The sequence below is a fragment of the Pseudomonas sp. MF6767 genome (assembly GCF_016405475.1).
Taxonomy (GTDB): domain Bacteria; phylum Pseudomonadota; class Gammaproteobacteria; order Pseudomonadales; family Pseudomonadaceae; genus Aquipseudomonas; species Aquipseudomonas paracarnis.
Genome location: NZ_JAEKCY010000001.1, coordinates 738,624 through 745,903, shown reverse-complemented (window position 1 = coordinate 745,903; position 7,280 = coordinate 738,624). Strand labels below are relative to the sequence as shown.

Genomic DNA, 7,280 nt, shown 5'->3' with positions numbered 1-7,280 from the left:
TTATTTTCAGAAGTTTTCGAAGATTTCTTCAACAACTTCAACCACTTGCGCTTGCGATCTCTCGTAAGCGGGAGGCGAATTCTACAGCGTTACACGCTGCTGTCAACACCTCTTTTTCAACTTCCTTTTGGCTTCGATGAACTGAAGCAACCCGCTGTCGAAAACCACATAACTCATTGTTTGCCAAGGAGTTTTCCGTTTCGACTGCGCCGGAAGTGGGGCGAATTATAGACAGATATAATTCGCCGTCAACTCTTAATTCCGCTTTTCTATCAATAAGTTAGCTTCGGTTAAAAAACAACCAGCCCTCCACTGGGCTTCTATCTATATAGAAGGAAAAGCTTAAATAACACCTGCTTCCTTCAATGCAGCCACATGAGCAGCTCCCAGCCCCAGAACGCCTTGCAGCACCTGAAGCGTGTGCTCGCCCAGTAGAGGAGGCGCACTCCGGTACTCTACAGGCGTCTTGGATAAGCGTATCGGGCTCGCAACCTGAGGCACCATCCCCGCCAATGCATGAGGCAACTCTACCGCCAAGCCACGCGCCTTGACCTGAGGATCGGAAAACACCTGCGCCAGATCATTAATCGGCCCACACGGCACGCCCACTCGCTCCAGCTGCGACACCCACTCAGCGGTAGTCTTGAAGACCGTCGCTTGGCGAATCAAGGGAATCAGCTCCGCGCGATTAGCCACCCGTGCGCGATTGGTGGCGAAACGCACGTCATCCGCCCATTGTGGTTGCCCCGCGACTTCAGCGAATTTACGGAACTGCCCGTCATTGCCTACGGTGAGAATGAAATCTCCATCGGCCGTAGGAAAATCCTGATAAGGCACGATATTAGGGTGAGCATTCCCTAGGCGCTTCGGCGGCGCCCCGGTTGTCAGGTAATTCATCGCCTGATTCGCCAGGCAAGCCACCTGCACATCCAGCAACGCCATGTCGATATGCTGCCCACCACCATCGTGATCGCGATGAGCTAGCGCAGCCAGGATAGCCACGGTCGAATAAAGCCCGGTCAAGATATCGGTCAAGGCTACGCCAACCTTTACCGGCCCGGCGCCTTCATCCCCTTCAGGCCGCCCCGTCAGGCTCATGAGCCCACCCAAACCCTGGATCATGAAGTCGTAACCGGCGCGCATCGCATAGGGGCCCGTCTGGCCAAACCCCGTGATGGAGCAGTAAATCAGCTCCGGGTTAACCTCTTTGAGGGATTCGTAGTCCAGCCCATACGCCGCAAGGCCACCCACCTTGAAGTTTTCGATCAGGATGTCCGACTTGGCAGCCAGGTCGCGTACCAACTTCTGCCCTTCCGGTCGCGTAAAGTCGATGGTCACCGACTCTTTATTACGGTTGGCCGATAGGTAGTACGCCGCCTCACTGGTGTTCTCGCCATCCGCATCCTTAAGGAAGGGAGGGCCCCAAGCGCGCGTGTCATCGCCGCTGCCCGGCCTTTCGACTTTGATCACCTCGGCCCCAAGGTCTGCAAGAATCTGCCCGGACCAAGGGCCCGCGAGTACTCTCGACAAATCCAGCACTCGCAGATGCGAAAGCGCGCCCATGCCCATGCTCCTATTAATAGAACGCTTGAAGACCGGTTTGCGCGCGCCCCAGGATCAAGGCATGCACGTCATGGGTCCCTTCATAGGTGTTGACCACTTCCAGGTTGACCAGGTGGCGTGCCACCCCGAACTCGTCAGAGATGCCGTTACCGCCCAGCATGTCCCGGGCCATGCGTGCGATGTCCAATGACTTGCCACACGAGTTACGCTTCATGATCGAAGTGATCTCCACCGCCGCCGTACCCTCATCCTTCATCCGCCCCAGGCGCAGGCAACCTTGCAGGGCCAAGGTAATCTCGGTCTGCATGTCTGCCAGCTTCTTCTGGATCAGCTGAGTGGCAGCCAATGGGCGACCAAACTGCTGGCGATCGAGTGTGTACTGGCGCGCGGTATGCCAGCAGAACTCAGCAGCCCCCAGCGCACCCCAGGAGATCCCGTACCGTGCCGAGTTAAGGCAGGTAAACGGCCCTTTCAAACCACGTACATCCGGGAAGATATTTTCTTCCGGCACAAATACGTTATCCATGACGATTTCACCGGTAATGGAAGCCCGCAACCCCACCTTGCCGTGGATAGCCGGAGCGCTCAGACCTTTCCAGCCTTTTTCCAGGACAAAGCCACGGATATCTCCCGCATCGTCTTTACCCCACACCACAAACACATCCGCAATCGGACTGTTGGTGATCCACATCTTCGCGCCGGTCAGGCTGTAGCCGCCATCCACTTTGCGTGCACGGGTAATCATCGCGCCCGGATCGGAACCATGGTTGGGCTCGGTCAGCCCAAAGCAACCGATCCATTCACCAGAGGCCAGTTTGGGCAAATACTTCTGTTTTTGCGCCTCGGTACCAAACTCATTGATCGGCACCATGACCAGGGAAGACTGCACACTCATCATCGAGCGATAGCCGGAGTCGACACGCTCGACCTCACGAGCAATCAAACCGTAGCTGACGTAGTTCAACCCGCTGCCGCCGTATTGCTCGGGGATCATTGCCCCCAGCAAACCGGTTTCGCCCATCTCACGGAAAATAGCGGGGTCTGTCTTTTCATGGCGGAAGGCTTCGAGCACACGAGGAGCCAGCTTGTCCTGCGCAAATTGCTCGGCGCTGTCACGCACCATGCGCTCTTCTTCGGTGAGCTGTTGATCCAGCAGCAGTGGATCGATCCAGTTGAAGCTTGCCTTGCCAGCCATGAATAAGTCCTCGCGAAAAAATCAGAAGTCGTGGATCCAGACTAGGCGCGGTCTGCGCAGAGGGCAAACGAGGTTTTTGCATAGGCCTGTGCTAATTTCTCACTTCGTAACACTCAAAAAGCCCGTAAATGCGCTTTATCTGTGAGGGCAATGTACATGCGCCGGAAAATCCCCAGTACCACCGCACTCATCAGCTTTGAGGCAGCAGCCCGCCATGAGAGCTTCACCAAGGCAGCAATGGAGCTTTCCATCACCCAAGGCGCGATTTGCCGACAGATCGCCAGCCTGGAGGAGTTTTTGAGTGTCGAGCTGTTTCGCCGCTCACGCCGCGGCGTGAAGCTGACGGAGGCGGGGCTGTCTTATAGCCGTAGGGTTGCAACACAGCTGGACGCCGTGGAGCGCGACACCTTGTCGGTAATGGGCCAGCAAGGCGCCAATGTGATCGAACTGGCGGTGGTGCCCACCTTCGGCACGCAGTGGCTGATCCCACGCCTGAAGGACTTTCAACATCAGCACCCGGAAGTCACGGTGAACCTGACGAACCGCACACGCCCCTTCCTGTTCGCCGATACCGAGTTCGATGCGGCGATCTACTTCGGAGATGCCGATTGGTCGGGTACGCAATCCCACAGGCTGATGGGCGAAAACCCAGTACCGGTCTGCAGCCCGCGCTTACTCGGCGACCGCACGCACTTCACCCCTCAACAGATCGCCGAGCTGCCACTGCTGCAGCAGACCACACGCCCCTACGCCTGGCGCCAATGGTTCAACGCCCAACAACTGAGCATCCCTCGCGACATGACAGGCCCTCGATACGAGCTATTCTCGATGCTGTCTCAAGCGGCCATACATGACATGGGCATCGCACTGATCCCTCCTTTCCTCATCCAGCAGGAGCTGAAGGAGCAACAATTGGTAATCGCCAGCACTGAAGCACTGACCAGCGAAAAGGCTTATTACCTGATGATTCCTGACAGAAAGGTCGAATCGGCCTCTCTGCATGCATTCAGGGACTGGCTGGTCGACCAGTCAAGACGCTACAACCCAAGTAAATGAAGGACAAAGCGCAATTACTGACTTTGTAGTCAAATAAATTAAGAGCCTACAGATGTACGTATATGTCGCATTTAAACAGACTGTACTTGTCAGCCAAAAATAAGGCTAAAAGCCATGTATTTCATGGCTCGTAGCGACTCTTACCGGTCAATGCACGACTATTCACACTGGCAATGGAAAAACGGACCGAAAACGCCTGAACGCCTTTAAAGACCTGTATTTAAAGAGGTTATTTCAGCCTGTTGCGACAATCAGTCACAGGGTGACTTGTAGTTAATTTTTCGTCACCCGTCATAATCCCTTGATGGCCGTAAAGTTCGCCTGCAAAATGCCGCGCCCCGCTGTCATTTCAGCGGGATCGTGCTGATCGGCCGCCCCAGTTGCGCCACTCGCGGTGCACTGGCCTTTTTACAAAAAGATCAAAAGCAAAAAGATCATGCAGGAGATTTGACGTGCACATTGGTGTTCCTCTCGAAACCCAGACCGGTGAAACGCGGGTGGCTGCCACCCCGGAAACCATCAAGAAGCTGATCGGCCAGGGCCATAAGGTCACTGTACAAAGCGGCGCAGGCATCAATGCCAGCATCGTCGACAGTGCCTATGAAACGGCAGGCGCTACCATTGGCAGCGCCAACGACGCATTTGGCGCCGAGCTGATTCTCAAAGTGGTTGCCCCCAGCGACAGCGAACTTGCGCTGATCAAAAGTGGCACCGTATTGGTGGGCATGCTCAATCCGTTCAGCAACGAAACCATCGCCAAGCTCGCCGAGCGCGGCATCACCGCCTTCGCCCTGGAAGCCGCGCCGCGCACGTCACGCGCTCAAAGCCTTGATGTGCTGTCTTCGCAAGCCAACATCGCCGGTTACAAGGCCGTGTTGCTGGCCGCTCATCACTACCCGCGCTTCATGCCGATGCTGATGACTGCTGCCGGCACTGTAAAAGCCGCACGCGTACTGATCCTTGGCGCCGGTGTGGCGGGCCTGCAAGCCATCGCCACGGCCAAGCGCCTGGGCGCGGTGATCGAAGCGTCCGACGTACGCCCGGCGGTTAAGGAGCAGATCGAATCCCTGGGCGCCAAGTTTGTCGACGTTCCCTACGAAACCGATGAAGAGCGTGAATGCGCCGTCGGTGTCGGGGGCTACGCACGCCCGATGCCCACCAGTTGGATGCAGCGCCAAACCCTGGCCGTGCACGAACGCGCCAAACAGGCCGATATCGTCATCACCACCGCCCTGATCCCGGGCCGCAAGGCTCCGACCCTGCTCAGCGCCGATACCGTAGCGCAGATGAAACCCGGCTCGGTGGTCATTGACCTCGCTGCAGCCCAAGGTGGCAACTGCCCGCTGACAGTGGCCGACCAGGTCGTGGTGGAAAACGGCGTGATCATCTGCGGCCCGACCAACCTGGCGGGCGCTGTCGCCGCCGATGCGTCGGCCTTGTATGCGCGCAACCTGCTGGACTTCCTGAAGCTGGTTTTCACCAAGGAAGGGCAGTTTGAAATCAACCTCGAAGACGACATCGTCGCCGCGTGCCTGATGTGCCGCGACGGCCAAGTCATCCGCAAAAACGCCTAAGCAGGGATTCAGACGATGGAAGAGCTTATCTCCCCCGGTATCTACAACCTGATCATCTTTGTGCTGGCGATTTATGTCGGTTATCACGTGGTCTGGAACGTAACACCCGCATTGCACACGCCGCTGATGGCCGTGACCAACGCCATTTCCGCGATTGTCATCGTCGGCGCCATGCTGGCTGCCGCGCTGACCGTCACCCCGTTGGGCAAGACCATGGGCACACTGGCCGTGGCCCTGGCGGCGGTAAATGTCTTCGGTGGCTTCCTGGTCACCCGCAGAATGCTTGAAATGTTCAAGAAGAAAGCCCCGAAAGTAAAAGAAGAGGCGCCCAAGTAATGAGCATGAATCTCGTGACGACGCTCTACCTGATCGCGTCGATCTGTTTCATCCAGGCCCTCAAAGGCCTCTCGCACCCGACCACTTCGCGGCGCGGCAACCTGTTCGGCATGCTCGGCATGGCGCTGGCGGTACTCACTACCGTCGGCCTCATCTATAAGCTGGGGGCTGAACTGGCGACTGCCGGTATCGGCTACGTCATCGTTGGCCTATTGGTTGGCGGTACCGCCGGCTCGATCATGGCCAAGCGTGTTGAAATGACCAAGATGCCCGAGCTGGTCGCCTTCATGCACAGCATGATCGGCCTGGCAGCGGTGTTCATCGCCATTGCCGCCGTGGTCGAGCCGCAGTCCCTGGGCATCGTCAAGCACTTGGGCGATTCGATACCGGCCGGTAACCGCCTGGAACTGTTCCTCGGTGCCGCTATCGGTGCAATCACCTTCTCCGGCTCGGTGATCGCATTCGGCAAGCTGTCGGGCAAGTACAAGTTCCGCCTGTTCCAGGGCGCACCGGTACAGTTCGGCGGCCAACACAAACTGAACCTGGTACTCGGCCTGGCAACCCTGGGCCTGGGCCTGGCGTTCATGTTCACCGGCAATCTCAGCGCATTTGCACTGATGCTGGCCTTGGCCTTCGTGCTGGGTGTGCTGATCATCATCCCGATTGGCGGCGCCGACATGCCCGTGGTGGTGTCGATGCTCAACAGCTATTCCGGCTGGGCAGCGGCGGGCATCGGTTTCTCGCTGAACAACTCGATGCTGATCATCGCCGGTTCCCTGGTGGGCTCCAGCGGCGCGATCCTGTCGTACATCATGTGCAAGGCGATGAACCGCTCCTTCTTTAATGTGCTGTTGGGCGGTTTCGGCAATGCGCCGGATGCTGGCGCTGCGACGGGCTCCAAAGAAGCACGCCCGGTGAAGTCCGGCTCCGCTGATGACGCCACCTTCCTGCTGACCAACGCGGACACCGTGATTATCGTCCCAGGCTACGGCCTTGCGGTCGCGCGGGCACAACACGCGCTCAAGGAGCTGACTGAGAAGCTGACCCACCACGGCGTCACCGTAAAGTACGCGATCCACCCGGTGGCGGGCCGTATGCCGGGGCACATGAACGTATTGCTGGCCGAGGCCGAAGTGCCTTACGACCAGGTGTTCGAGATGGAAGACATCAACTCCGAGTTCGGCCAGGCCGACGTGGTGCTGGTATTGGGCGCCAACGACGTGGTCAACCCGGCCGCCAAGAACGACCCGAACTCACCCATCGCCGGCATGCCGATCCTCGAGGCGTTCAAGGCCAAGACCATCATCGTCAACAAGCGCTCGATGGCCAGCGGCTATGCGGGCCTGGATAACGAGTTGTTCTACCTGGACAAGACCATGATGGTGTTCGGTGATGCCAAGAAGGTCATCGAAGACATGGTCAAAGCCGTCGAATAACACTGCGCCAGCGCAATACCCGAAACCCTGGCCTCACGTAGGCTGGGGTTTTTTTATGGTTCCCCCGTTCTGCGTGGGAACGGGATGTTCCGCGTCCCGCTTTGCACACACATGAAACCC

The 7,280-nt window shown here is 57.8% G+C and carries 7 protein-coding genes; 5 read left to right on the top strand and 2 right to left on the bottom strand.

Translation table 11 applies throughout. The features are described 5' to 3' along the window. The coding region (locus tag JFT58_RS30160; protein WP_219857414.1) for a hypothetical protein at nucleotides 1-231 on the top strand (231 nt) is incomplete at its 5' end. 111 nt (nucleotides 232-342) lie between these two features. Here the strand turns inward: JFT58_RS30160 and JFT58_RS03410 are convergent. Together JFT58_RS03410 and JFT58_RS03405 are read right to left on the bottom strand one after the other, a co-directional pair. After that, nucleotides 343-1,563, bottom strand: a complete 1,221-nt coding sequence (locus JFT58_RS03410; protein ID WP_054897220.1) for a CaiB/BaiF CoA transferase family protein — start codon at nucleotides 1,561-1,563, stop codon at nucleotides 343-345. Between the two features lie 13 nt (nucleotides 1,564-1,576). Further along, the gene (locus JFT58_RS03405) at nucleotides 1,577-2,758 is read right to left on the bottom strand and encodes an acyl-CoA dehydrogenase (protein ID WP_003187423.1); all 1,182 of its coding nucleotides are present in this window, start codon (nucleotides 2,756-2,758) and stop codon (nucleotides 1,577-1,579) included. A gap of 156 nt (nucleotides 2,759-2,914) precedes the next feature. On the opposite strand from JFT58_RS03405, the gene JFT58_RS03400 reads away from it, so the two are divergent. The 4 genes from JFT58_RS03400 to JFT58_RS03385 all read left to right on the top strand — a co-directional run bounded on the left by JFT58_RS03400 (nucleotide 2,915) and on the right by JFT58_RS03385 (nucleotide 7,160). Beyond that, nucleotides 2,915-3,814 carry a LysR family transcriptional regulator gene (locus JFT58_RS03400; protein WP_034129262.1) on the top strand — a complete coding sequence of 300 codons (900 nt, stop codon included), beginning with the start codon at nucleotides 2,915-2,917 and terminating at the stop codon, nucleotides 3,812-3,814. Nucleotides 3,815-4,266: 452 nt separating this feature from the next. Beyond that, the gene (locus JFT58_RS03395) at nucleotides 4,267-5,388 is read left to right on the top strand and encodes a Re/Si-specific NAD(P)(+) transhydrogenase subunit alpha (protein ID WP_198834289.1); all 1,122 of its coding nucleotides are present in this window, start codon (nucleotides 4,267-4,269) and stop codon (nucleotides 5,386-5,388) included. Nucleotides 5,389-5,403: 15 nt separating this feature from the next. Then, nucleotides 5,404-5,724 (top strand): NAD(P) transhydrogenase subunit alpha, encoded by a 321-nt coding sequence (locus tag JFT58_RS03390; protein ID WP_003187417.1) that lies wholly within the window; start codon nucleotides 5,404-5,406, stop codon nucleotides 5,722-5,724. Then, nucleotides 5,724-7,160, top strand: coding sequence for an NAD(P)(+) transhydrogenase (Re/Si-specific) subunit beta (locus JFT58_RS03385; RefSeq protein WP_034129251.1), 1,437 nt, complete (start codon nucleotides 5,724-5,726; stop codon nucleotides 7,158-7,160). Before JFT58_RS03390 ends, JFT58_RS03385 begins: the two co-directional genes overlap by 1 nt. Nucleotides 7,161-7,280 lie beyond the last annotated feature (120 nt).

Excerpts from the sequence above, each read along its gene's own strand:
- JFT58_RS03410 (WP_054897220.1), bottom strand. The coding sequence starts at position 1,563 with ATGGGCGCGCTTTCGCATCTGCGAGTGCTGGATTTGTCGAGAGTACTC.
- JFT58_RS03400 (WP_034129262.1), top strand. The coding sequence starts at position 2,915 with ATGCGCCGGAAAATCCCCAGTACCACCGCACTCATCAGCTTTGAGGCA.
- JFT58_RS03405 (WP_003187423.1), bottom strand. The coding sequence starts at position 2,758 with ATGGCTGGCAAGGCAAGCTTCAACTGGATCGATCCACTGCTGCTGGAT.
- JFT58_RS03385 (WP_034129251.1), top strand. The coding sequence starts at position 5,724 with ATGAGCATGAATCTCGTGACGACGCTCTACCTGATCGCGTCGATCTGT.
- JFT58_RS03390 (WP_003187417.1), top strand. The coding sequence starts at position 5,404 with ATGGAAGAGCTTATCTCCCCCGGTATCTACAACCTGATCATCTTTGTG.